This is a genomic window from Photobacterium kishitanii (assembly GCF_003026355.1).
GTDB lineage: Bacteria > Pseudomonadota > Gammaproteobacteria > Enterobacterales > Vibrionaceae > Photobacterium > Photobacterium kishitanii.
The window spans coordinates 46323-71989 of record NZ_PYON01000009.1 but is presented as its reverse complement, the minus strand read 5'-3'; the positions used below and the strand labels follow the sequence as shown (position 1 = coordinate 71989).

General features: G+C 39.9%; 21 protein-coding genes and 1 other annotated feature. Of the genes, 8 read left to right on the top strand and 13 right to left on the bottom strand.

Features of this window, described 5'->3' with window-relative positions:
- Positions 1-19: 19 nt before the first annotated feature.
- The 3 genes from recJ to xerD all read right to left on the bottom strand — a co-directional run bounded on the left by recJ (position 20) and on the right by xerD (position 3650).
- Positions 20-1744 carry a single-stranded-DNA-specific exonuclease RecJ gene (gene recJ, locus C0W29_RS12020; RefSeq protein ID WP_045045113.1) on the bottom strand — a complete coding sequence of 575 codons (1725 nt, stop codon included), beginning with the start codon at positions 1742-1744 and terminating at the stop codon, positions 20-22.
- 121 nt (positions 1745-1865) lie between these two features.
- A complete protein-coding gene (gene dsbC / locus C0W29_RS12015; protein WP_036796021.1) occupies positions 1866-2594 on the bottom strand; it encodes a bifunctional protein-disulfide isomerase/oxidoreductase DsbC in 729 nt (242 codons plus the stop codon).
- A 159-nt stretch (positions 2595-2753) separates the two neighbouring features.
- The gene (gene xerD / locus C0W29_RS12010) at positions 2754-3650 is read right to left on the bottom strand and encodes a site-specific tyrosine recombinase XerD (protein ID WP_036796489.1); all 897 of its coding nucleotides are present in this window, start codon (positions 3648-3650) and stop codon (positions 2754-2756) included.
- A gap of 212 nt (positions 3651-3862) precedes the next feature.
- Between xerD and fldB the strand changes: the two genes are divergently transcribed.
- Entirely contained in the window at positions 3863-4384 is a 522-nt protein-coding gene (gene fldB, locus C0W29_RS12005) for a flavodoxin FldB (protein WP_036796022.1), read from the top strand.
- A 67-nt stretch (positions 4385-4451) separates the two neighbouring features.
- Here the strand turns inward: fldB and brnQ are convergent, their stop codons facing one another.
- Positions 4452-5771, bottom strand: coding sequence for a branched-chain amino acid transport system II carrier protein (brnQ, locus tag C0W29_RS12000; RefSeq protein ID WP_045045112.1), 1320 nt, complete (start codon positions 5769-5771; stop codon positions 4452-4454).
- A 398-nt stretch (positions 5772-6169) separates the two neighbouring features.
- Between brnQ and C0W29_RS11995 the strand changes: the two genes are divergently transcribed.
- Positions 6170-6880: a tRNA1(Val) (adenine(37)-N6)-methyltransferase gene (locus tag C0W29_RS11995; protein ID WP_045045111.1), complete on the top strand. Its 711-nt coding sequence runs from the start codon at positions 6170-6172 to the stop codon at positions 6878-6880.
- Between the two features lie 195 nt (positions 6881-7075).
- Positions 7076-8326 carry an ATP-dependent RNA helicase SrmB gene (gene srmB / locus C0W29_RS11990; RefSeq protein WP_036796026.1) on the top strand — a complete coding sequence of 417 codons (1251 nt, stop codon included), beginning with the start codon at positions 7076-7078 and terminating at the stop codon, positions 8324-8326.
- A gap of 85 nt (positions 8327-8411) precedes the next feature.
- Here srmB and yaaA read toward each other — a convergent pair whose 3' ends face one another.
- Together yaaA and C0W29_RS11980 are read right to left on the bottom strand one after the other, a co-directional pair.
- Positions 8412-9185 (bottom strand): peroxide stress protein YaaA, encoded by a 774-nt coding sequence (yaaA, locus tag C0W29_RS11985; protein WP_045045110.1) that lies wholly within the window; start codon positions 9183-9185, stop codon positions 8412-8414.
- A gap of 113 nt (positions 9186-9298) precedes the next feature.
- Complete coding sequence (locus tag C0W29_RS11980) at positions 9299-10735, bottom strand: alanine/glycine:cation symporter family protein (RefSeq protein ID WP_045045109.1); 1437 nt, start codon at positions 10733-10735, stop codon at positions 9299-9301.
- A gap of 500 nt (positions 10736-11235) precedes the next feature.
- Between C0W29_RS11980 and C0W29_RS11975 the strand changes: the two genes are divergently transcribed.
- Complete coding sequence (locus C0W29_RS11975; protein ID WP_036796029.1) at positions 11236-11418, top strand: DUF3545 family protein; 183 nt, start codon at positions 11236-11238, stop codon at positions 11416-11418.
- A gap of 69 nt (positions 11419-11487) precedes the next feature.
- On the opposite strand, the gene ung is transcribed toward C0W29_RS11975, so the two are convergent.
- Both ung and nfo read right to left on the bottom strand, forming a co-directional pair.
- A complete protein-coding gene (ung, locus tag C0W29_RS11970; RefSeq protein WP_045042248.1) occupies positions 11488-12150 on the bottom strand; it encodes a uracil-DNA glycosylase in 663 nt (220 codons plus the stop codon).
- Complete coding sequence (nfo, locus tag C0W29_RS11965) at positions 12151-13002, bottom strand: deoxyribonuclease IV (RefSeq protein ID WP_045042247.1); 852 nt, start codon at positions 13000-13002, stop codon at positions 12151-12153.
- 362 nt (positions 13003-13364) lie between these two features.
- On the opposite strand from nfo, the gene grcA reads away from it, so the two are divergent.
- Positions 13365-13742 carry an autonomous glycyl radical cofactor GrcA gene (gene grcA, locus C0W29_RS11960; protein ID WP_036796032.1) on the top strand — a complete coding sequence of 126 codons (378 nt, stop codon included), beginning with the start codon at positions 13365-13367 and terminating at the stop codon, positions 13740-13742.
- Positions 13743-13839: 97 nt separating this feature from the next.
- On the opposite strand, the gene thrC is transcribed toward grcA, so the two are convergent.
- From thrC to thrA, 3 genes are read right to left on the bottom strand one after another with little or no spacing between them, the layout of a single operon-like run.
- Positions 13840-15132, bottom strand: coding sequence for a threonine synthase (gene thrC, locus C0W29_RS11955; protein ID WP_045042246.1), 1293 nt, complete (start codon positions 15130-15132; stop codon positions 13840-13842).
- Positions 15133-15134: 2 nt separating this feature from the next.
- Positions 15135-16091 (bottom strand): homoserine kinase, encoded by a 957-nt coding sequence (thrB, locus tag C0W29_RS11950; protein WP_045042245.1) that lies wholly within the window; start codon positions 16089-16091, stop codon positions 15135-15137.
- 1 nt (position 16092) lies between these two features.
- Positions 16093-18552 carry a bifunctional aspartate kinase/homoserine dehydrogenase I gene (thrA, locus tag C0W29_RS11945; RefSeq protein WP_045042244.1) on the bottom strand — a complete coding sequence of 820 codons (2460 nt, stop codon included), beginning with the start codon at positions 18550-18552 and terminating at the stop codon, positions 16093-16095.
- A gap of 73 nt (positions 18553-18625) precedes the next feature.
- Positions 18626-18744: a sequence feature (Thr leader region), on the bottom strand.
- Positions 18745-18982: 238 nt separating this feature from the next.
- Between thrA and aceK the strand changes: the two genes are divergently transcribed.
- Positions 18983-20710, top strand: a complete 1728-nt coding sequence (gene aceK / locus C0W29_RS11940) for a bifunctional isocitrate dehydrogenase kinase/phosphatase (protein WP_045045108.1) — start codon at positions 18983-18985, stop codon at positions 20708-20710.
- Between the two features lie 156 nt (positions 20711-20866).
- Entirely contained in the window at positions 20867-21346 is a 480-nt protein-coding gene (locus C0W29_RS11935) for a hypothetical protein (RefSeq protein ID WP_052957623.1), read from the top strand.
- On the opposite strand, the gene C0W29_RS11930 is transcribed toward C0W29_RS11935, so the two are convergent.
- Complete coding sequence (locus C0W29_RS11930; protein ID WP_045042242.1) at positions 21329-21832, bottom strand: putative 4-hydroxy-4-methyl-2-oxoglutarate aldolase; 504 nt, start codon at positions 21830-21832, stop codon at positions 21329-21331. The genes C0W29_RS11935 and C0W29_RS11930 overlap by 18 nt on opposite strands.
- A gap of 610 nt (positions 21833-22442) precedes the next feature.
- Between C0W29_RS11930 and arcA the strand changes: the two genes are divergently transcribed.
- A complete protein-coding gene (gene arcA, locus C0W29_RS11925) occupies positions 22443-23162 on the top strand; it encodes a two-component system response regulator ArcA (RefSeq protein WP_036796042.1) in 720 nt (239 codons plus the stop codon).
- A 63-nt stretch (positions 23163-23225) separates the two neighbouring features.
- Here arcA and arcB read toward each other — a convergent pair whose 3' ends face one another.
- Positions 23226-25574 (bottom strand): aerobic respiration two-component sensor histidine kinase ArcB, encoded by a 2349-nt coding sequence (arcB, locus tag C0W29_RS11920; protein ID WP_045045107.1) that lies wholly within the window; start codon positions 25572-25574, stop codon positions 23226-23228.
- Positions 25575-25667 lie beyond the last annotated feature (93 nt).

The following is a 25667-nucleotide window of genomic DNA, read 5'->3' as shown; positions in this document are numbered from 1 at the left end:
CTTACTTATCAGACTATCGTTATTTCGCAACTAAATGTTCAACCATCAGCTGCACACTGCGATTACCTCGAAACTCATTGACATCGAGACGATACACTAATTCAATTTGCTGTACTGAGGCATCAGGCCAACGTTTAAGGTCAACATTAAATGCAATTGCATCAATCACACTGCCACCAACCAAAGGCTCAACCATCATTTTAAGATGCTTTCCTGCCACTAATTTTTGGTGCAATAATCGAAACGTACCATCAAACGTCGGTTCAGGAAATTGCTGTCCCCACGGCCCACCAGCGCGCAACGTTTCAGCGGTTTCAAGTGTCAGTTCATTAGGCTGCAATTCACCATCGCTAAGTAGAACACCTTGCAATGCATCTTCATCTAAGACATTACGTACCACTGCATCAAATGCGACACTAAAGGCTTCTAATTGTGATTCAGGAATGGTTAATCCAGCCGCCATGGCATGACCGCCAAACTTTAAAATCATTCCAGGATGTTGGGTATCAACCACATCCAGTACATCTCGCATATGTAGTCCCACAACAGAACGACACGACCCTTTAATTTCACCATTACCCGCATCAGCAAAAGCGATAACTGGACGATGATATTTATCTTTAATACGAGAGGCTAAAATACCAATCACACCTTGATGCCAATCACGTTGAAACAGCACTAACCCATAAGGCATATCCTGCTGATTAAACTGTAATCGCTCACAAATCGCGAGACCTTCCTCTTTCATGCCTTGTTCAATTTCTTTACGGGTTTGATTTAGGGCATCGAGCTCTGAGGCCATCCGTCGAGCGGCTTGAATATTGTCACACAACAATAATTCAACCCCAAACGACATGTCATCTAATCGTCCCGCCGCATTAATACGTGGCCCTAATGCAAAGCCCAGATCACTAGCGACTAATCGAGCAGGATCGCGATTAGCAACTTCAATTAATGCTTGAATGCCAGGACGACATTTACCAGCACGAATACGTTGTAATCCTTGATGGACTAAAATACGGTTATTACCATCTAATGCCACCACATCGGCAACAGTGCCAAGTGCAACCAGATCAAGCAACTCAGCCAGATTCGGTACCGCGAGTGCTTGTTGCTCAAACCAACCGTTATCACGCAGTTCAGCTCGCAGTGCTAACATTAAATAAAATGCAACTCCGACACCACACAAAGCCTTTGATGGAAAACCACATTGATTAAGGTTTGGGTTTACCATCGCATCTGCAGCAGGTAAACAATCACCCGGTAAGTGATGATCAGTAACCAGTACTTGTACCCCTTGTGCTTTTGCTGCTGCAACACCAGTTATTGATGAAACGCCATTATCCACGGTCATGATTAACTCAGCGCCACGATCAATCGCTTGTTGCGCCACTTCAGGACTCAAACCATAACCATCATCAAACCGGTTGGGGACTAAATAATCAACATTACTACAGCCCAACATTTTTAAAGCCAGCACTGATAACGCTGAACTGGTGGCGCCATCTGCATCAAAATCACCCACAATAATAATTCGAGTATTATTAGCGAGTGCGGTAACTAACAACGCCACAGCATCAGCCATACCATAAAGTTGGTTATAGTTAAGTAATCCTTTGGCACCGCGTTCAAGTTCAGCATCATTAGTAATGCCACGGCTAGCATAGATACGCTGTAAAATAGCGGGGATCGCACTAGAGAAGCCTTGAGGATCGGCAACAGGACGACGTTTGATTTCTATCATAGTAACGGCTTCTTTAATGGAATGATTATCTTTTCATCTTAACCAAATCACTACTAACAAAAAAGCCTGATATTACTATCAGGCTTTTATATACAGTGACGCAGTCAATAAATGATCGAGGTTAGCTTTTCGCTTTGCTATCCAATAACTGCAGCAATGCTGCTGGCGGTTGGTAACCTGGGATCATAGTACCGTCTTCTAGCACGATAGCTGGAGTACCATTAACGCCCATCGCAACACCTAATTTATATTGCTCCATGACTAAATCAGGACGCGGAGTGATTTTTGATTCATCAAACGTACCACTCTTAGCATCATGCATCGCTTTAACACGATCTTTAGCGCCCCAAATTGCACTCATTTGGTTGAAGTTGCTTGAACGCTCACCACCACGTGGGAAAGCAAGGTAGCGTACCGTAATACCAGCATCGTTATACCCTTGCATGTCATTATGCAATTTACGGCAATAACCACAGCTAGTATCGGTAAAGACAGTCACAACATATTTTTCATTTTTAGCTGGATAAACAATCATGTCTTTATCCATACCTGCTAATTTCGCTTTATTTAACTGCGCCATTTTCTGCTCAGTTAAATTCACCGGCTCAACACCCGTGTTTTGGTATAAATGACCCGCTAAGAAATATTTTCCATCATCAGAGGTATAAACAACACCACGTTCTGTTACAACTTCATTGATACCCGCCATTGGTGACGCAGTAATTGAGCTTGGCGTTAAACCAATGTTTGATAGTTGCTTCGTGATGGCTGCTACGTCCGGCTTTGCGACCGCAGAGAAAGCGGTAAGTGCAACAGCTGTGGCTAGCACTGTGCGGCTAATAAAATGCATCTTGTTATCCCTTTAAAATGACGACAATCTCGATATAACTACAGACCGAGATCATTACTATATAGTTTCAATTACGCTACTATTTTTATCTGCGCAGCATAAATGAAGTATCCCTAAATACAAATATTATCGCTAATTTTAGCTAACAACATCTCATAATTATGCACGAGGATGATGGCTTTGGTGTAATTGTTTTAATCTTTCTGTCGCAACATGGGTATAAATTTGTGTTGTTGAAAGATCACTATGGCCAAGCAACATTTGTACCACTCGTAAATCGGCACCGTAATTAAGTAAATGGGTAGCAAAAGCATGGCGCATTACATGGGGTGATAAGGTATCAGCATCAATACCGGCTAACACCGCATAATATTTGATTCGATGCCAAAATGTTTGCCGAGTCATTTGCCGAGCACGTCGACTTGGAAACAACACATCCGAACTTTTCTCACCCAATAACACCGGCCGACCACTATCAATAAACTGCTCAATCCAATCAACCGCATTTTCACCCATTGGTACTAAGCGTTCTTTGTCTCCTTTACCAGTCACTCTCACAACACCTTGGCGTAAACTGACTTTATCCATGGTTAAGGTCACTAATTCAGTAACACGCAGTCCGGTGGCATATAACAATTCCAACATCGCTTTATCGCGCAATTGCAGTGGATCATTCACATCGGGCGCTTCTAATAATGCGTCGACTTGGGCTTCAGTTAAATCTTTTGGTAGCCGTTTGGGTAATTTAGGTGTCACCAGCATTGCACTCGGATCATCTATCCGTACTTTCTCACGGTACAAATATTGAAATAAACGTCGAATTGCTGACACCATTCGTGCGCGTGATGTTTGTTTATAGTTTTGGTCAAACAACCATAATTGATAACGTTGTAAATCATCGACAGAAGCATCAGACACCGCAATAGTTTGCTGTTGCATCCATTGTTGTAATTTTTTTAAGTCATTTCGATAAGAAGCAAGAGTATTTTCAGATAACCCTCTTTCCATCCACATCGCATCTAGAAAGCGTTCAATAATAACATCGTCAGTTACCATTTTTACCTCGTCATAAGCTGTGTCATAAGGCGGTTTAAATACATGGATAAAAACACAGTGATCAGCGCATGATAGGATATTTATCATCAAAAGTAACCTCGTTATACATTTATTCAGCCTAATATTATGACTTTCAATGCCAAGCTAACCTTGAGCTTCATGATCAATAACGAGTACACTTTGGCTAAAAATAAAAGCATAGGATACGCAGCATGAAAATTGGTTTGTTTTATGGCTCAACCACCTGCTATACCGAGATGGCAGCAGAAAAAATTCGTGACTGCCTTGGGGCTGACATCATTGAATTACACAATATTAAACACACGCCATTAGCTGAAATGAACCAGTATGATATGTTGATTTTAGGCATTTCAACCTGGGATTTTGGTGAGATCCAAGAAGACTGGGAAGCGGTGTGGCAACAACTTGATGGCTTACAATTGCAACAAAAAACCGTGGCACTGTTTGGCCTTGGCGATCAAGAAGGTTATACCGAGTGGTTTTTAGATGCGATGGGCATGTTGCACGATCAATTGTGTCCAACAGGGGTACAATTTATCGGTTATTGGCCTAATGACGATAGCTATCAATTTCAAGCATCAAAAGCACTAACGGCGGACGAACAGTTTTTTGTTGGACTCGCGTTAGATGAAGATAGCCAATATGAATTAAGTGATGCCCGTATTGAACAATGGTGTGAACAAATCATGCTTGAATACGCCCAACTACTATAATTGCTAGAAAACAAAAAAAGGGATGCTAATACAAGCATCCCTTTTTCATTTATAAGTAACCGCGTAATTACACGATAACAGTATGGTTATCACCATTATCTTGGTGCTTACTGCCGATAAAGCGCGTCACAACCAATGCAATCAGCGTTGGTAATACCCACGCCATGCCATAATTAAATAATGGCAATCCACTAAATACTGACATATCAATATTTAGATGCTTGGCAACATCAATCATACTGAAAATAAATGATACCAATAATACGACACGATAAGCTAAACGAGGATTAGGTAACCATTTACGTATCAAGGTCAATGCGACTAATGCGATAGCCACTGGATACAATGCAAACAATACTGGTATCGATAATGTAATCAGCGTATTTAAACCAACATTAGCCACTATCGCACACACGACAGCTAATAATACCGCCCACTTTTTATAAGAAAGAGAGGTTAATGTACTGAAGTAATCAGCACACGCACTGATTAAGCCAATCGCGGTGGTTAAACATGCTAGCAGTACAATCGCTGATAAAATAATTTGTCCTGTCGAGCCAAACAGCGCCATCACATACGTTGTTAAAATAGCGCCGCCATTACCAACACCGGCAGCAATACCTGCACTGGTTGCGCCAAGATAAAACAATGACACATAAACAAAAGCTAGACCCGCCGCTGCAATTAAACCAGCGTAGATAAGATAAGTACAAGTCGTCTTCTCATCCGTCACACCTTTGCTACGAATAACATCAACAATCAGCATACCAAACATCAGTGCCGCAAAAGTATCCATGGTGTTGTAACCTTCAAGGAAACCTTTAGTGAAGGCTTGAGTTACATACTCACCTTGAGCGGCAACGATCTCACCTTGCGGATTGATAAATACCGCAACCGCTAACACCGCTAACACCACAAATAAAGCTGGAGTTAAAAACTTGCCAATCATGTCGATCAATTTGCCACGTGACCAAGCAAAGAACAGCGCTACAGCAAAAAAGATGATAGAAAAAATAGTTAAGCTGACTTGGCTAGCATCGGTAATAAACGGTTTAACTGCCATTTCATAGGCAACAAGACCAGTACGAGGCGCAGCGAACGCAGGACCAATAATGATAAAAATCAGGACTGCCATTAAGGTCGCAACTTTTGATGGTAAATCACGGGTTAACCCTGTCCAACCACCACCAGCAATCGCTACTGCAATAATACCGATTAAAGGTAAACCTACAGCTGTAACCAAAAAGCCTGACATTGCAGATAACATGTTCTCACCAGCTAGCTGTCCTGCTAACGGCGGGAAAATGATGTTGCCTGCACCAAGGAAGAACGCAAAGGTCATAAAACCAAGCGCGATAATATCTGTTACTTTGAGTGTTTTTTTCAAACTGCACCTTCCACTCTCTAATGGGTTATATATTGTGTCTGCATTTTTTATAATAAGTAGCACGTACTATATATTGCTATGAATTTCGTGCCTTGTAGCATAATGACCAAAAAGAGTAACCTTAGCAATAGAGTAGATAAAAACACCACATAATACAGTTTTAAAGCAGATAAACTGAAATTAACAACCACAGAAAAACGATAAAACAGAATAAGACACCAATATAAATCATAAAAACCATACTTACAAAAAAGTCGTAACATCTGTTTAACACTATTGAGTCGAGTTTTATCAATGCGCTATTCTCAATGATCACTTTGATTATATAACCGACGTTTTATATGCTTTTGTGCATTTAACCAACCTAAACACAGCTTCAATGACCTAGGAAAACAATAATGAGTCGCAGCTTTAGCTTTAAAAAATTCACAATCAATGATCATGGCTGCGGCATGCCAATCAGTACTGATGGGGTATTATTAGGCGCGTGGGCAACGTTACCGCAGCAAGGGCATATTGTTGATATTGGTACAGGTAGTGGCTTATTAGCATTAATGGCTGCACAGCGTACACAAGCGACAACGATTACTGCCATTGAACTCGATTCAACAGCAGCAACCGCAGCGACAGCTAACTTCGAATCATCGCCTTGGCAGCCACGATTAGTGTGCATCGAAGATGATATTACGAATTGGTATCAGCGCATTCCACCCGCCAGCATTAATGGTATTATTTGTAACCCCCCCTACTTTAACGCTGGCCAACAAGCACAACAGCAACATCGCGCCACCGCACGCCATACAGATACTTTTAGTCACCAACAATTGCTCGCGACTATCAGTCATTTATTAACCGCAGATGGAAGTGCTAACATCATCTTACCGACTTACGAAGGCCTGCAACTAATTACTCAAGCACAAGCTTACGGGTTATACTGTCATCGCCGTTGTGATGTTCGTACGACTGAACATAAACCTATAATGCGCACATTGATCCAATTAACTAAAAATTGTTCTGTTACTGAACAACAACAACTTTGCATTCATACTGGCAATAGTTATTCCACTGATTTTATTGCACTTACTAAAGATTTTTACTTAAAAATGTAATCTGTAGCAGCATAAAACAAAGCCAAGTAACAATGAATATTGATCATTAACTGAAGTTTTTATGTTTTAATCGGTGTTACTTACGCTAAGAGTGGCTATAATGCCGCCCCTTAATATAAATACCCATGGTCTGGTTACGCCTAAACAGCACAGTGACGAGAGCATATTTAGCATTTGTCTTGGGAGAGATAACTGGTGAAAGACTTTTCCGAATTAGAGTTAGATAGCGAGCTATTACGAGCGATTGACGAGATCGGCTATAGCCGCCCAACCGTAGTTCAAGCGCAGGCTATCCCTCACGCCCTTGACGGTAAAGATGTCATGGCTTCTGCACCAACAGGGACCGGAAAAACAGCCGCGTTTTTACTGCCAATGATTCAACACTTGCAAGATTTCCCACGCAAAAAGCCAGGGCCTGCACGTGTACTAATCTTAACCCCTACCCGTGAATTAGCAATTCAAGTTGCTGAGCATGCGCGTGCACTTTCTAAGTACACTAACTTAAAAGTATTTACCATTACTGGTGGTATCTCTTACGATGAACACGCTGAGCTACTTGGCAAAACGCAAGATATCGTCGTTGCAACACCAGGTCGTTTAATGGAATACATTGAGTCTGAGAAATTTGATTGCCGTGCAATTGAATGTCTTATTCTTGACGAAGCAGACCGTATGTTGGATATGGGCTTTGGTAAAATCGTTGAGCGCATCAACCATGAATGTCGCTGGCGTCGTCAGAGTTTATTATTCTCTGCAACCTTAGAAGGCAAAGGCGTACGTGAGTTCTCAGAAACCATTCTGAATGAACCACTTGAAGTTAACGCTGATCCATCTCGTCGAGAACGTAAAAAGATTCAACAGATGTACCTTCGTTGTGACAACATGAATCACAAGCTTGCTCTGCTAGAAAACATCATTAAAGATCAAGCTGAACGCACAATTATCTTTGTAAAAACACGTGAGCGCCTAGGTACCCTTCGCGGCCAATTAGACGCAATGGGCATCCCTTGTAACTGGATTCAAGGTGAAATGGCACAGGCTGCACGTACTAATATGATCAACCGTTTTCGTGATGGTGTGGTAAACGTATTAATTGCCACAGACGTTGCGGCACGCGGTATTGATTTACCCGATGTAAGTCATGTTATTAACTTTGACCTACCACGTACAGCTGAAGTTTATGTGCACCGTATTGGTCGTACTGCTCGTGCTGGTAAGAAAGGGACAGCGATCGCATTAGTTGAAGCGCATGACCAAGGCATGATCGAACGTATTAGCCGTTACATGAAAGAAGAAGTGCAAGAGCGCTTTATTCATGGTCTTCGTCCACAGACTAAGAAGCCTAGTACTGCAAAGAAAAAGAAAAAAGTTGATAAGAAAGTAAAAGACGCGAAAGCGAAAAAGAAAATCAAACAAGCGGCTAAAAAAAGCCAAGCTAAGTCATAGTATTTTCTTTTAAAATATAGATAAACAACAAGGCCAACGTTGATACGTTGGCCTTTTTTTTAGAATAAAAATTATTATTGGTTAATTATTGCTGTTCGCGTTTAAACACTAATTCTGTCGCTGTTGATTCTGCAGCAACAAAATAATAGCCAGCACTATCAAACTGCTGTAATTGAGCAATCGTCGTTAATTGGTTATCGAGAATATAACGCGCCATCATTCCACGTGCTCTTTTGGCGTAGAAGCTAATAACTTTATAAGTTCCATTTTTACAATCTTTAAAAATAGGGGTAATTAATTGAGCTTGCAGTTGCTTGGGCTTAACCGCTTTAAAATATTCATTTGATGCTAAGTTGACCACAATATCATCGCCTTGCTCAGCAACCGCCGCATTGAGCTTATCGGTAACGATATCCCCCCAAAATTGATACAAATTGCTCCCTCTAGGGTTGGCTAATCGCGTCCCCATTTCTAACCGGTAAGGTTGCATCAGATCAAGTGGACGTAATACGCCATATAACCCAGACAGCATCCGTAAATGTTGCTGCGTATAAGCAAACTGAGCTTCAGTCATGGTCTCAGCCGCTAAACCAGTATAAACATCACCTTTAAATGCCAAAATTGCCTGACGAGCATTATCAACTGTAAATTCTGGCTGCCACTCGGCAAACCGAGCTGCATTTAATCCGGCAATTTTATCACTGACCTTCATTAAGCTCGCAATATCCATTGGTGTAAGCTCACGACAGACATCAATCAATTCTGCAGAATGCTGTGTAAGCTCAGGTAAAGTAAACGTTGTTGTCGCTAATGGCGATGTATAATCTAACGTTTTTGCTGGTGATACCACGATTAACATAAGGCTTTTTCCTTTAAAGTCTGACGGTTTTAGACTACCACTATCGCTAAAAAAAACCACGTACAACCACCGTGATTATTTCTATTTTATTAATAGGTATGATGACAACAACGTCATCTAGATGTCGTTGATGATTGATCCCAAATTCCGTCTTCAAGTTGAGCATGTAATTCAGGATAATCTTGACTATTAAATGTCGGTACCTTCCCTAATGCTAACTGCTGATTATAATCGAGTGCCAACTTAACCACAGTCCCCGAAAGCAAGACTATCGCGGATAAATTAATCATTGCCATCATGCCCATCGAAATATCGGCCATTGCCCACACCGTCGGTAAATCTGCCATCGCACCAAACATCACCATGCATAGCACCACCATTCGAAACACATTTAGTCCAACTTTATGGTTATGCTCGAGAAATATTAGATTCGTTTCAGCATAAGAGTAATTGGCTACTAACGAAGTAAATGAAAAGAAGAAAATAGCAACCGCTATAAAAATTGCTCCCCAATCACCAACTTGTGAACTTAATGCTTTTTGAGTTAATTCAATCCCAGTAATATTACTGTGTGGCTCATATTCGCCAGACATTAAAATAATCGCGACGGTCGCAGAACAAATAACAATGGTGTCCATAAACACCCCCAGCATTTGTACATAACCTTGTGAAGCAGGATGGGGTGGATAAGGCGTTGCTGATGCCGCTGCATTAGGTGCAGATCCCATACCGGCTTCATTAGAAAACAAACCACGCTTTAAGCCATTAATCATTCCTTGAGCAATGGTATAACCTAACGCGCCTGATGCCGCTTCTTCAAAGCCAAATGCACTGCGGAAAATAAGCATTAAAATATGTGGTAACTGTTCAATATTGCTCAGCATAATAAATAATGCTAATGCGAGATAACATAATGCCATCGTAGGTACCAATATTTCTGCCGTACGCGCAATCGTTCGCATACCACCAAAAATAATGACGCCCGTTAACAGCACTAATCCAAACCCAACATACAGAGGTTGCCACCCAAAAGCGACATGGGTCGCTTGAGTAATAGAATTTGCTTGTACTGCATTAAAGACTAACCCAAATGCAATGATCAGGAAGATAGAAAACATCACTCCCATCCAGCGCATACCTAAACCGCGCTCCATATAATAAGCGGGGCCACCACGATAATTACCATCATCATCACGGGTTTTATACAATTGCGCTAGTGCGCTTTCTGCAAAAGCGGTTGCCATACCCAACATGGCAATCAGCCACATCCAAAAAATAGCACCAGGACCACCAAGCGTTAATGCTACAGCGACCCCAGCCATATTACCGGTACCCACTCTGGCGGCAAGACTAGTACATAGTGCCTGAAAAGATGAAATACCAGATGGATCTGATTTACGGCTATTCTTCATAACCGAAAACATATGTCTAAAATGACGAAACTGAATAAAATTGAGGCGATAGGTAAAATAAATGCCAATACCAATCAGCAAATATATCAATATCGATCCCCACAACAAATCGTTAATAAAATTAATTTGACTGGTCACATTAGTACCTTCACAGATCGATAAATAATGATATAAAGCCCCTACTAGCAAGTAATTAGCAAAATAAAAAGAACGTCTACGCTCATACCGACAATACGCTATAGGTATTCATCATAAATTATATAAAAATCAGCGTATAACTTCGGCAACGAAGTATAAAACCTTTCTGAAAAGAACAATTATGTAATTCTCAGCATCTTTACAATGTGTTACATAATCTACAATCACAAATAATGACTGATTGTACCCCTTTAATAATTGATAATTTTTCTATTATTTAAAGGCTGTTAACAAAATAGTACGAACAAAACGACAAAATCACTATTTAACACTAAAAATGGCTTATTTTTCATCAATTCATCACCAGTTGTGATGTTATCCACATAAATATTTCATCTTTTAGTAACAAATGAGAAACAGTTCAATTTTATTATGAAGCATTCTATGGTATTAAATAATCAGCTCGCTTACATCAAGCGAAAAGTAGGAATAGGTGCTTTATGGATAGCTTTGCATTCGACGACATGATGACAACGGATACTGTTTCTCGCCGCTCTCGCGCAAAACCTGAAAAAAGAAAGTGGCGTGAAATTGAGGCGTTAAAAGATCGTCAAAGACTACGTCGAGAACTACAAGATATGGATATGTGTGGTAGTTTCAATAGTAATGACTTTGATTTTTAAAAAATACTAAAAAACGGCCAGCATTTTTGCTGGCCATTTTATACCTTCATTAGATATTGATAACAGAAATTATAATTGCCAATCAATCGGCGATTTATTCATTGCAGTCAATAAAGCATTGACCTCAGAAAAATGCTTGCATCCAAAGAAACCACGATAAGCAGACAATGGTGATGGATGTACAGACGTTAATACATGATGCCGTTCAAGATCTATTTTTTTACCTTTTTTCTGAGCATGTGCCCCCCAAAGTAAGAAAATCACCCCTTCAGTATTATCATTAATGTATTCAATAGCGCGATCGGTAAAGGTTTCCCAACCAATCTTAGCGTGAGAATGAGCATTACCTTGTTCAACCGTTAATACGGTATTAAGTAAGAGTACCCCTTGCTCCGCCCATGGCTGTAAATAACCATGATCAGGAATAGTAAATCCGTTGATATCAGTAGCCAATTCTTTATACATATTAGCCAAAGATGGTGGTGTTTTTACGCCGGGTAATACAGAAAAACTAAGCCCATGAGCTTGCTTAGGGCCATGATAAGGATCTTGGCCTAAGATCACCACTTTCGTCGCCGTTAATGGCGTGCTTGTAAATGCATTAAATACATCTTTTTGAGGAGGAAAAACGGTTTTACCTGCTGCGCGAGCAGCGACAACGGCTTGCTCTATCGCATCAAAATACGGTAGTTGCTGTTGCTGTTCGATAAAGGCTTGCCAGCTTGCTGTCATTTATTGTTCCTCTGGTGTAAAACTGCGTAACGTTGCTATTTCATGCTGCCAAATATCGGGATTAATGGTTTCTAATATCAAGGGGATATTATCAAAGCGATGATCTTGCATTAAAAACCGAAAACAATCCCAACCAATCGCCCCTTCTCCCAAGCTATGATGGCGATCTAAATGGCTACCTAAGCCACCTTTAGAATCATTTAAGTGCATCGCCCGCAAGTACTGCATTCCAACGATCTGATCAAATTCAGCAAAGCTAGATTCTGTCGCTTCCATCGTACGTAAATCATATCCAGCAGCAAAAGCATGGCAAGTATCAATACAAACACCAATACGTGATTTATCGTCAACTTGCGCAATAATTTCAGCCAAATGCTCAAAACGCCAACCTAAGTTAGATCCTTGACCGGCAGTATTCTCGATCACTGCAACGACATCATCAACTTGCTGATGCGCTAAATTAATTGATTCGGCAATCAGTTTTAAACACGCGGATTCTGAAATTTGCTTTAAGTGGCTACCGGGATGAAAATTTAATAAGTGTAATCCTAATTGCTGACAACGCTGCATCTCATCAATAAAAGCTAACCGTGATTTTTCTAATTTTTCCGTTTCCGGCGCACCTAAATTAATTAAATAAGAATCATGTGGCAAAATAGCACTCGCATCAAAACCTAGCTGCTGACAACGACTCTTAAATGCCGTAATGGTATCAGCATCTAATGGCTTTGCTTGCCATTGGCGTTGATTCTTTGTGAACAATGCGAATGCAGTTGCACCAATAGCCTTAGCATTGACAGGGGCATTGAACACGCCGCCTGCCGCTGACACGTGTGCACCAATTAATTTCATAATCACCCTCAAAAATAACTACCAAGCAACACATTAGCAACACTAATATTACTCGCATAATTTAACATAAAAACTCACCCATAGTGACAAAATATTCACTATAGGTATATATAGGTACTATAAAATGTTGTTATTTTACAACAAAATAACATTCAACTTAAATTTTAAATTTTATATTTTTAGTTGATTCCCCCGTCAAATGCAGTTAGATTGACCTAGCTCAATAAAACAGCCTTATTATATTTAAGGTTTTTTGTAGTAACTTGATCTACATCAATACACAAAAGTGCATTGAAGGTTATATAATAGGTAGCTCAATACAAAAACGAATAAATTAACAACAATTTTCTTGGAGAAAAGTTATGATTACTGGTATTCAAATTACTAAAGCAGCAAACGATGATCTACTAAACTCAATCTGGATCCTAGATAGCGAGTCTAATGAAGCGCGTTGTGTTTGTGCACCTGGCAGCTACGACGCTGACCAAATTATCGCACAAGCAGATCTTGGTGACATTGAGTACCGTGAACTAGCTATCGAAGCACCAGCTAAAATTGAAGGTGGTCAACACCTAAACGTTAACGTTCTTAAGCGTGAAACGCTACTAGATGCTGCTGCACACCCAGAGAAATACCCACAGCTAACAATCCGTGTATCAGGTTACGCTGTTCGTTTCAACTCACTAACAACAGAACAACAGCAAGACGTTATCGCTCGTACTTTCACTAGCAGCCTATAATTTTTGGCGCAGTGTAAGTGTCTTGATTTGAGCAAGATGCTGTAATAAAAAAAGGAGCCTATGGCTCCTTTTTTGTCATTAATGCTATGACGACACCTTATTTAGTCGGTTGCACCGAATATAAAATATCCTTAATCGTCGCAAAATCATTATTGGACTCTAATGACAATAACGGCATCGCATTGTGCTTAGCGAGTGGTGCTGGTAACGCAATATCAGTCGCTAAAATATCATCAACCACATCTTTAAACTTCGCAGGATGCGCGGTACACAAGAACAGCCCTGTCTCACCAGCGACTAATTGTTGCTCGAGTACATTGTAGGCAATTGCACCGTGCGGCTCACACAAATAACCATCAGCATACATTTGCTTTAATGTTACCGCCGTTTGCTGGTCATCAACAGCCCCATAGCCCAATTCGTTTAGTCCCCAGCCTTTCAGCTGGCATAATTCTTCAATACGTGGCCAGTTATTAGGTTGGCTAACATCCATCGCATTTGAAATAGTGGCAACAGTAGCCTTAGGTGTCCACTCACCGGTTTTCAGATAACGCGGAACAGTATCATTAACATTAGTTGCTGCAATAAAACGTTTAACAGGTAAACCTAATGACTTAGCCAATAATCCCGCGGTTAAATTACCAAAATTACCACTTGGTACTGAAATCACTAATTGCTCACGCTCAGCTTTTGATAGTTGAGAAAACGCTTCAAAGTAATAACAGATTTGCGCCATTAAACGACTAATATTAATTGAGTTTGCTGAATTTAAGCCAATATCTTCTCGTAATTCAGCATCATCAAATGCTTGCTTAACTAATGCCTGACAATCATCAAAAGTGCCATTAACCGCCACGGTGGTAATATTTTTGCCTAATGTACAAAATAACTTTTCTTGTAATGGACTAATTTTACCTTTGGGGTACAAAATCACGACTTGAATATTGTCCATACCATAAAAAGCATGGGCGACAGCGGCGCCTGTATCACCAGAAGTTGCCGTTAAAATAGTAATTTTACCGTCATTATCAGTTACCGCGGCTAAAGATTGCGCCATAAAACGGCCACCAAAATCTTTAAAGGCTAATGTCGGCCCATGAAAAAGTTCCAACGCATATACGCCAGGTTTTACCGATTTAATCGGTGCTGGAAACTGAAATGCGCTATCAACCATTTGAGTCACAGTTTCATCGCTAAGCTCTTCACCAATAAATGCTGATAGAATCTTGCTACTACGGCTAACAAAATCCATCTCAAGTAACGCATCAATATCACCCAGTTGTGGTAATTGTGCGGGAAAAAACAACCCTTGCTGACGACCTAGACCTTGGCGTACTGCTTGACCAAATGAGACTTGTTGTTGGTGTTCTTTAAGATTATACAACTTCATGGTTATAACTCACTCCCTGTGACTTTTGCACCTTGTTTATCGAGCTGACAAACATGAACAAAACCTTGATCATTTTGGACATAATTAACCGTTAGCCATTTTGCTAACCGTTGTGCAACTTCAAGATTGGTACAGATGCTAAACATCGTTGGCCCCGAGCCAGAAATACCACTTGCAATAGCCCCTGCTTCTAAAGCATATTTTCGCGCTTGATTAAATTTAGGTAATAATTTCTCACGATAAGGTTCAGCGACAACATCCTGAATCATTTTAGCTGCCAGTAATGGCTGCTGAGAATAACAAGCATGAATAAATCCACCCAGATAACGCCCATGGGCAATCACATCTTGGCGACGATATTGAGCCGGTAAAATAGCTCGCGCTTCTGCGGTTGGGACTTTAATTCCCGGATAAGCCATCACCCAATACCAATCATCAAAACACGGCACTGATTGGCTAATAATATCCATTTCTTGCACCATAAATTGCAACCCACCTAAAAAACAAGGGGCAACATTATCGTAATGCACACTACCTGAGACTTCGCCTTCCATCTCTCCCATTAAGGTCAGCAATTCATTACTGGTTAACGGCTGTTGATGGTATTGATTCAAAGCATCGAGTGCAGCCACAATAGAACAAGCACTGGAACCTAAACCTGAACCAATCGGCATGTTTTTTTCCAACGTAACGGCAACTGGCAGTAATGTAATACCTTTACGGTCAAGTTCACGCGCAAAGACTTGCCAACAACGGTAAACAATATTTTCTTCCGTTTGTTGTGGCAACTTATCAACAAACGCACCTACGCATTGCAAACTAAATGCTGCTGTACCTGCGGCAACTTCTACTCGATCGCCCAATAAGGATCCATCAATAGGAGAAACCGCAGCGCCTAGAACATCAAAGCCAACACTCACATTACCAATTGAAGCTGGAGCATAAACAACAACACTCATGTTATATACCTCGCTTCCAACCTAATGTACGCATCAGATCAGCAAACACACCAGCAGCTGTCACTTCTGTACCTGCACCATAGCCACGTAACACTAATGGAATTGGCTGATAATAACGGCTATAGAAAGCCAGTGCATTTTCACCGTCTTTAATTTTAAACATTGGATCATCAGGGTTAACAGCCACAATTTTGACATTGCAACTACCATTATCAATTTCACCAACATAGCGTAATACTTTGCCTTCTTTTGTGGCTGCAGCAGCTAAGTCAGCGAAATATGCATCAGCTTGTGGCAACCGCGCCATAAACTCATCGACTGAACCCGATGCATCAAAACCAGGTGGTAATGCTTGTTCTACCACCACATCTTCAAGTTCTAATTCTAAACCGGCTTCACGAGCTAAAATCAGCAATTTACGTGCGACATCCATACCAGAAAGATCATCGCGCGCGTCAGGTTCAGTAAAGCCATTATTACGTGCAACAGTGGTCGCTTCACTGAAACTCATACCGTCATCTAACTTACCGAAAATATAAGAAAGAGATCCCGATAAAATACCAGAGAAACGCACTAACTCATCACCAGCGGCGAGTAAGTTTTGAAGATTTTCAATAACAGGTAGACCAGCACCAACGGTGGTGTCATACATGAATTTACGGTGACCAACCCGCGCAGCTTGGCGCAATTGTTGGTAATACGCCATGCTGGCAGTATTGGCTTTCTTATTGGGGGTAATAACATGGAAACCAGCTGCTAAGTAATCAGTATATTGCTCAGCGATGGCTTGATCAGAGGTACAATCAATAATAACAGGATTAATAATATGATTATGCCGTACTAATTCAACCATACGTTGTAATTGCAGCGGCTCACTCACCGCCCCCATCAGATCGCGCCAGCTATCAAGTGCAAAACCATTACTTTCAAGTAATAGCCCTTTGCTGTTCGCCATTCCACAGACACGAATCACAATCCCTTTTTGGGCAAGTTTTTGTTGTTGACGATGAATTTGATCAATCAACTCACCACCAACACCACCGACACCAACGACAAATACATCTAATGTATGCTGACTATTAAATAAATTTTCATGACAGGCTTTAACCGCTTCTGAGACTTTATTTTGTGGAATAACAGCTGAAATCGCACGCTCAGAAGAACCTTGTGCAATAGCTACAATATTGACATCAACCTCAGCTAAAGCAGTGAAGAAACGTGATGCCACTCCGTGTGAAGTTCGCATACCGTCACCGACTAAGGTCACAATCGATAAATCATTACTAAACTCAACGGGCTCAAGTAAGCCTTCTTTTAATTCCAATTCAAAACTAGCAATTAACGCTGCTTCTGCTGCGACTTTATCGACAGTTTCAATACAGAAACTAATGCTGTACTCCGATGATGATTGAGTGATCAATACCACAGATACACCCGCGGTAGACATTGCACCAAACACGCGTGCCGCCATGCCTACCATACCTTTCATTCCAGGGCCTGAAACATTGACCATGGTCAGATCTTTTAAGGTAGTAATACCTTTAATATCAAGCTGATCTTCGCCGGTATCTTGACCAATTAAGGTGCCAGCACCTTGAGGATTAAAGCTATTTTTAATTAAGCAAGGAATGTGAAATTGAGCAATGGGTGCAATCGTTTTTGGATGCAATACCGAAGCACCAAAATAAGAAAGCTCCATCGCTTCTTGATAGCTTAATGATTTGAGTAAGCGGGCATCGGGAACTAAACGCGGATCACAACTATAAACGCCGTCAACATCAGTCCAAATTTCACAACAATCAGCGCGTAAACAAGCCGCTAATACTGCTGCTGAATAATCAGAGCCATTGCGGCCTAAAGTCACTAACTCGCCTTGACGATTACCGGCAGTAAAACCCGGCATGATGCAAACATGTCCCACCGGTAAAGGGTTATTAAGAAAGTTTTGTGTTGAAATTTCAATATCGACATGTGCTTCTAGGTAATCACCCTCTGCATACAAATATTGTACAGGGTCAATCAAGCTTGCCGCTTGACCTTTAGCTTCTAATAACGATTGCATCGCCACAATCGATAAACGCTCACCTTTACTGATTATCTTGGCATAGACATTATCAGGACATAATCCTAATAATCGGATCCCATGTACATATTGTTGTAACTGCTCAATGGTTGACGCTAGCTTAGTCGTTAATGATTGCTGATCAAAAAGGGGTTCAAGCGTTTTAAGACCAGTAAAGAGATCATTAAATACCGTCTCTAATGTCGCTATTTGTTGAGTAGCAATGCCTGTTGCTACTGCATTATCGATCACTTCTACCAAATTATTCGTGACTTTACCGGGTGCTGATAACACCACGGCGACATCACCCTGCTTAGCATTACTGGCAATAATATCTGCTGCTCTTAAAAATCGTTCTGCATCTGCTAATGACGAACCGCCAAATTTAAATACTCGCATTCCCTACTCCCGAGTGACTATCCTGAACTACTTGCCGTAAGCAAATATTACTCAACACTAATGAATTTAAATTGAAAAAAAAGCCCGCAGCTCTTTATGAGTTGCGGGCTTGTTGTAATTCTTATGCATATCAGCCCGCACCAACACCGGTAATGTTAATGGTAATAATCATGGTTGTGGTGATAGTGATACGGGATATATTTGCCATTGTTGCAATTACTCTCTCACATGCTGTTACCTTACGATTACATGAATAGCAATATAGAGTCAATAAAGTTTTTACAATTATCACACAATGGATACCTTTCGTTGATATGCAACATTACTCACTTTGGCGCTTAAAAAAACAACAATAATATTTGCAGTCCTCTAGAGAGCATTGCATAGTAATAAATAGCAGGGATAAAATTATCATCATAAGGACAAACCGATGAGTGCAGCGATGGAGTCACTGATAGCACATACTATTTTACAAGGCTCTGATGCCATGTTTGGCCGCTTTCTTGACGTAACAGCCGAAGCACAGCAACGATTTGAACATCAACAATGGGCTCTGGTTCACCAAGCATTAAAAACGCGAATAAGTTTTTACGATCATCATGTTGAATTAGTCACCAATCAAATTCAAATTATGCTCGGTGGCCATTATGCTAATCAGATCTGCCTCACCGCAGTAAAACATGCTTATCAAAATTTATTGGTTGATTACCCGCGCTATGATATAGCAGAAAGTTTTTTTAACTCAGTGTATTGCCGTATTTTCAAACACCGTAATATTAACCGCGATAATATCTTTGTTCACAGCTCACAACAGCACCGTATTCCAACCTACCCCAGTACATTAACTCGCCATTATCGAGTGCAAACGACCATTGCAGCAATGATAGAAAGAATGCTTGATGATCAACCGTTTACATTAGATTGGAATGATAAAAAACGGGATGTGGAATTATTAGTAGCTCATTTACAGACTGAGCTCGGTGATAATCTTGATCAACAACTGACCTTAGAACAAATTCGCGAACCTTTTTATCGTAACAAAGCCGCTTATCTGGTCGGGAAACTTACCTTTTCAAATGGTAGATCCTTACCTTTAGTGCTACCAATCCTCAATCATAACGGCCAACTATTACTGGATGCGGGTATCTGTAACGTCAATGACGTCAGTGTTATTTTTGGATTTGCCCGCTCTTATTTTATGGTTTATAGCCCAGCACCAGCAGCCTTAGTGCGATTTTTAGCACAACTGTTACCAAATAAAAATTTTGCCGAACTCTATACTGCTATCGGTTGCCAAAAACACGGTAAAACAGAATTTTATCGTCAGTTTTTAGATCATTTAGAACACTCAGACGATAAATTCATTATTGCTCCAGGCATCAAAGGAATGGTGATGTCAGTATTTACATTACCTTCATATGATTTTGTTTTTAAAATTATTAAAGATAAATTCGCCCCTCAAAAAGATATCAGTCACCAAACGGTTAAACAAAAATATCAACTGGTAAAAGAACATGATCGGGTCGGTAGAATGGCTGATACCCAAGAATACCGCCACTTCAGTTTTCCACGGCAGCGCTTTAGCGATGAACTCATTAGTGAACTACTCACGATTGCCCCATCAATTGTCACTGTTACCGCCGATCAGGTGATTATTGAACATTTATATATGGAACGACGGATGATTCCGTTAAATATTTATATTGAGACAGCCACCGACACTGACTTACGCCACGCGGTTAACGAATATGGTAACGCCATTAAACAATTAGCTGCTGCCAATATATTTCCAGGAGACATGCTATTTAAGAACTTTGGGGTTACACGCCACAAACGGGTAGTATTTTATGATTATGATGAAATTAGCTATATGAGTGAAATGAATTTTCGTACCATCCCCGCTGCACGTTATCCTGAAGATGAAATGGCGGCAGAACCTTGGTATAGCGTTGGGGTTAATGATGTTTTTCCGGAAGAGTTTCGTACATTTTTACTGATTAATCCCAAGGTAAGAATATTATTTAATGAACTACATCAAGATCTGTTTGAGGCCAACTATTGGCAGCATTTACAAAACAATATTAGCCAAGAACTGTACCCAGATGTTTTTCCTTATCAATCTAGGTACCGATTACATCATAATACTAATAAAAAATAAGCGTATCGAAGCTTGCAATATATTGTAAGGTTAGTATTAAATTGCAGTAATGATCACCAAATATGCAATCAGGTTAATATTTATCATTTATAACACTTACTAACTACGCAATATGGCCTACTATTTAGAATGATATCGACATAATAGGGAGTAAGTATGATCAAATATTATTTAAGTATTGTAGGATTGCTTACTTTTTTAATCGCACCAACAATGACACAAGCAGCGGCAAGCATTGAGACAAATCTTACTTATAATGGTGGCAAGAAATTAACATCGGGATGGTTTTTATCATCGCAGTCACGGCAACAACAAAGTTTTGATGTGTGGCAAATAGACAGTGGTTACGCTTACTCTGTCACTGATAATACGCAACTTTATGTCAGCACCCATCTGACAAGCGGTACCGACACTCAATCAGCATCAAATGGCTTAACCTCTGGGGTCAAATATGCAGTATCACCACGAGTCAGTATTAATAGTGCCATTACTTCAGAAACTATGAATAGTCACACCACGCTAGGGCTAGAGTTCAGTAGTCAATATGATGTATCACAAAAAGTAAATGTACGCGCCACTGTCGACTACGCAGAACTAGAACAAATCATTGAACTTGGTTTAGGATTCAGTTTTTAATACGCTAAAATCTAATGCTGTACTAGATAAAATAACCCCATTTAAATCCGCATAAATATAATCATTTGGATAAACAAGGGTTTCTGCAATATTTAACACCACATTCTTTTCTCCCATTTGACGTTTATCGGTTTTAATCGGACACGCAGCCAATGCTTTTATACCTAATGGTAATTGTGCCAATGTTGCTACATCTCGAATAGCACCGTTAACGATAATACCCTGCCAATTATTTCTTACCGCTAATAAAGCCAGTTGATCGCCTAATAAGGCGCGTCGACAGCTACCATGACCGTCAATAAACAGTACTTTACCATCGCCTGCAGTTGATAATATATTGCGTACTAAACTGTTATCTTCAAAACAGCGTAATGTTACGATTTGCCCCCAAAATGGGGCATTATGACCATAATTAAATAAAGTTAACGGTAAAAAACGAATATCTTGTGCATAGTTATCACATAAATCTGGTAATAAATCCTTCATTAGCCTTTCCCTATCACGATAAAACAAACAAAAACAGACAGAATTGACCGTATTTCTTAACAATAATCACAATATTGATTTATGAAATCTTTTTTACTCAAATACATCATCCTTAATGAGTGCCAACCCTAACTGATACTGTTACAATCTTTAGATAAAGATGAACTATATGTTGTGTTTTTTATTATCATTAAGCTTAAATATTAGTCAATGGTATTGAGTTTTGTATATTATGATTACTATCATGACACTTTTTATCTACCCAGATATAAAAGTTAACTAAACTCGGAAACATAACAATTATTCTTCTCACTGTTTGATATAAATCAACAAATATATAAATAATCGGCATCAAATAAGCTCACCACATTGTTAGCGAGCTGTTAAGTGAATACAATTGTCGCATTATCAGGGAGATTGTAGCCAGCACCCCAAGTTTTATGGGGGATTTCAACACCAATAGGATGTTGAATGAAAGGATGGTGTACCACGTAGGTTGTAATAATAAAGTGTTTATTTCAAACATTTTGCCTATATGTGAATTTTTTTTATAGAATTTAACTATTCTGTGGTTAACCAGATTTAGTTTCTGATATTAGGTACTGCCAAAATGCAAACCCCTCACATTCTGATTGTAGAAGACGAGCACGTAACACGTAACACCCTGAAAAGTATTTTTGAAGCAGAGGGTTATACAGTATTCGAAGCAAATGATGGCGCAGAAATGCACCAGATGCTTTCTGAAAACCCTGTGCATCTAGTTATCATGGATATTAACCTTCCAGGTAAAAACGGCCTACTACTTGCTCGCGAACTTCGTGAACAAGGTGATATGGCACTGATGTTCTTAACTGGTCGTGATAACGAAGTTGATAAGATTTTAGGTCTTGAAATTGGTGCTGATGACTACATCACGAAACCATTCAATCCTCGTGAATTAACTATTCGCGCACGTAATCTATTAACTCGCGCGATGAACCAAGGTCTTCCAACTGAAGATAAGAAATTGGTTGAGCGTTACGAGTTCAATGGTTGGTCGTTAGAAATCAATAGCCGTTCTTTAGTAAGCCCAAGTGGCGAACAATTCAAACTACCACGTTCTGAATTCCGTGCGTTACTGCACTTCTGTGAGAACCCAGGTAAGATTCAAACTCGTGCTGATTTACTAAAGAAAATGACTGGCCGTGAACTTAAGCCACATGATCGTACAGTTGATGTAACTATCCGTCGCATCCGTAAGCATTTTGAATCAGTTGCAGATACTCCAGAGATCATCGCAACTATTCACGGTGAAGGTTATCGCTTTTGTGGTGACTTAGGCGAAGAGTAATTTCTTCTCCAATCAAACAGTGAACTAAAAAGGCGACCATGATGGTCGCCTTTTTATTACGCTTTATTGTTGCTTCAGCCACGTTTTGAGCACATTAATATCATTTTGGTAGCTATATTTAATTTCATCAACCCAATCATTAATATTTTCCCACCACGCAGGTAATTCTGGTGATTGGGCTTTTTGGGCAATTTGCTGAATATGTTTAAGACCAATAGATCCGGCAGCACCTTTTATTTTATGAGCTTCAAACTTAATTCCATCTTGATCCTTCGCTGTCATATTCGAGTCTAAAATAGCCAGATAATCAGGCATCATCTTCTCAAACATCTCAATGCTGGTATATACCGGTTCTGTCCCGACAATCTCAACATATGATGTCAGCATCTCTAAATCTAATAACGTATCAATAACATTACCATTCGCTATCTCAAGATTATCAATATCAACCAAGTCCGGCTGTTGTAGTTCATGACTGCAGCTTAAAACAAGATTATCGATAACACTGGTAATCGCTGCAACCGTCAACGGTTTATTCAATACTTCATCCATACCTTTATCAAAATACTCTGTTTTATCGTTAACCACATTTGCAGTTAGTGCGACTAAAGCAGGTAGATCTTGATACTGTTGACGTAACTGCTGAGCAATATCAAACCCTGTCATATCTGGTAGCTGAATATCCAATAACACTAAATCATAATCTTCAGGTTTAAACATGGCTAACGCTTGATCACCACGCATTGCCACCGTAACTTCATGCCCTAAACGCTCAAGTAATGATTTGGCGACGACAATATTAAGTTCAATATCTTCTACCATGAAAATACTTAAACCAGTAAGCTCAGGTTTCACCACCGTCACTATTTCGTCGTCGGCAATAATACCTTCGACTAGCGGCACACGAATTTTAACCGTAAAAGTACTCCCTTCGCCAACTTCAGAGTCGACAGTAATATTCCCACCCATCAATTGAATTAATTGTTGTGAAACCGCCAAACCAATTCCTGTTCCTACAGCATGTAAATTATCATTACCTTGTTGGACTTGATAATACATTGCAAAAATATTCTCTATTTCAGCTTTAGGAATGCCGATACCACTATCTTCAACTTCAAAAATAATATCTGCATCGTGGTCATGGATTTCACTACTAACAGATAACACCACTCCGCCTTGTTTGGTAAATTTGGTCGCATTGCCGATCAAATTCCATAACACTTGGCGCAGACGAGTACTATCGACTTCAATATTTTTCGGTAACTCTGTCAGGCACTCTAAATCAAACCGCAAGCCTTTTTGCTCAGCCATCAATTGTGAGATATTACCAATATCATCAATAAATTCATGTAAATCTAAAGGCTGAGGAAGTAACTCTAAACGACGACGATCTGATTTATCTAAGTCAATAATATCATTAAAAATATTACCTAACGTAATCGCACTAACATGAACAGTTCGTAGATAACCACGTTGCTCATCAGTGAGCTCTGTTTCTAATAACATTCGACTCAAGCCAACAATACCATTTAATGGTGTCCGTAATTCATGGCTAATAGTCGAAATAAATGCGGTTTTATCACTACTGGCTTTTTCTAGCGCATCTTCATATTTCTTACGTTCCGTAATATCGCGTCCAAAGCCCATTAACCCTAAACGTTTACCATTACGGTTATAAAGTGGCACTTTACGCAATTCAAATAATGCTTTTTTTCCATTTGGATAATCAAGCCACTGCTCATCAGTCATCGCTGTATTATCATCAAACAATTCTTGGTCAGTTTTGATAATCCGCTTGGCAACCTCTGCAGGATAAACATCCCATGGTGTTAACCCAACTAATTCTTTTTCACTTTTACCAACTAATTCAGCCATCGCAAGGTTACAACCTGAAAACTGATTACTCTCATTGCGATAGTAAATTAAATCGGGTGATGCATCTAAAAACGATTTTAATAACGCACTCTTTTCAGCAACAGCTAATTGAGCATTCTCACGCTGATAAACCTCATTTTCTAAATCTTGCATCGCTTCTTCCGCTTTTTCGCGCTCTTCAATTTCAGAATTTAAACGCGAGATATTCGCTTGTAACTGCTGATTTAACTCCATGTCACGGGCACGCATTTGCTCTAGTTTGGTGACTAACTTAGATAAGCGTTGGCGAGAGTCTTCTAATTGATCAACCACAACCGACAAGAAATACACCGCCCAAGGCGTAATAAATAAACCAAACGTGACTGAACGAATAATTTCAACATCACGCATTGACCCTTGCAATAAAAGGGTAACACTAATTTGTACCACTAAAGCTAACGCGACTAATGCGACTGCCAATAATAAGCTAAAACGGAAAATACCCAATTTAACTAAAAGATCGACATAAAATTGGGCTAAAATTTTGATTTGTTTCATCAATGAATACCAATAAAAAAAAATCTCGCCACCATGGCGAATACTACTGTTTATAATAATCGCTCTCGTGGCTAGTACCTAAACGAAAGCTGT